We start from the raw sequence: 1335 nt of genomic DNA on the forward strand, positions 1-1335 counted from the left end.
CGGCCCGCGGTGAACGACACGTCACGCACCGCGTGCACGACCTTGCCCGCCCGGCCGAAGTCACGGCTGACGCTCTCCACCCGCACGAGGTCTTCAGCCACGGCGCACCTCCACATGGTCGGACTCCAGGTTCAGCTTCACCCGGTCCTTGAGTTCCAACTCCTGCACGAACGACGCCGGCAGCTGCATCCGCCCGGCCCGGTCCAGCACCGCGTACTCCTCACTGACCAGCTCCGTGCCACCATCAGCAGTCGTCCGCGAGCTGCGGCGCACCTCCGAGGCCAGCCGGCCGTCACGGATCGCGACCGTCCGGCGCACCTGCGTGGCCACGTTCGGGTCGTGGGTCACCACGACCACCGTCACGCCCAGCTCGGCGTTGATCGTCTGCAACGCGCCGAACACGTCGGCCGCGGTCGACTCGTCGAGCTCACCGGTCGGCTCGTCGGCGAACAGCACCTCCGGATCGTTGGCCACCGCCAACGCCACCGCGCACCGCTGCTGCTCACCACCCGACATCTGATCCGGACGCCGGTCGGCGCAGTAACCGACCCCGACCATCTCCAGCAACTCCATCGCCCGCTCCCGCGCCTTACGGCCCGAACGCGTCCCGGCCAGCTTCATCGGCGTGACCACGTTCTCCACCGCCGTCAGATACGGCAGCAGGTTACGGCCGGTCTGCTGCCACACGAACCCGACCATGTGCCGCCGGTACGACAACCGGCGCCCCGCCTTCATCGTCAACAGGTCGTACTCACCGACCCGCGCGATGCCCGCCGTCGGCACGTCCAGCCCCGACAGGATGTTGAGCAGCGTCGACTTGCCCGACCCCGACGCCCCGACGATCGCCAGCAACTCCCCGCGGTCGACCACCAGATCCAGGCCCTGCAGGGCGACGACCTCGACACCCTCGGTCTTGTAGATCCGCACCAGCCCGTCACACACCAGATGCCCGCGCAGCCGGTCCGCGCCACCGGCCCGGTCAGCGGCCCGCTGCGCGGCACGCGCCTGCAGCGTCGCCAGATCCGGCGGGCCCGTGATCTCATTCGTCGTCGACATCAGCTCTCTCCCGCGTCGAAGGAACCAAGCCGCAGCACCTCACCGAGGCGCAACCGGCGGTTGAACAGGGTCTCCACCGCAAGCGCGGTCACCATCCCGATGAGCACCAGCACCAGCGAAGCGCCGACGACCACCGGGTCGAACGTGACACCCACGGACACCCCGTCGGTGAACTGCGACAAACCCAACGCCGGCGCGATCAGATGCGGCACCGCCGTCCCGACGACCGCACCGGTCACCACCGCCACCGCCACCACCGGCATCAACTCCACCAGCAGC

2 protein-coding genes are annotated in these 1335 nt (G+C 69.7%); both read right to left on the minus strand.

Annotated elements, in window-relative coordinates:
- Positions 1 to 93: 93 nt before the first annotated feature.
- Positions 94 to 1056 carry an ABC transporter ATP-binding protein gene (locus Cco03nite_RS41960; protein ID WP_203699624.1) on the minus strand — a complete coding sequence of 321 codons (963 nt, stop codon included), beginning with the start codon at positions 1054 to 1056 and terminating at the stop codon, positions 94 to 96.
- The coding region (locus tag Cco03nite_RS41965) for a hypothetical protein (RefSeq protein WP_203699625.1) at positions 1056 to 1335 on the minus strand (280 nt) is incomplete at its 5' end. The genes Cco03nite_RS41965 and Cco03nite_RS41960, both read right to left, overlap by 1 nt.

This window comes from Catellatospora coxensis, assembly GCF_016862635.1.
GTDB lineage: Bacteria > Actinomycetota > Actinomycetes > Mycobacteriales > Micromonosporaceae > Catellatospora > Catellatospora coxensis.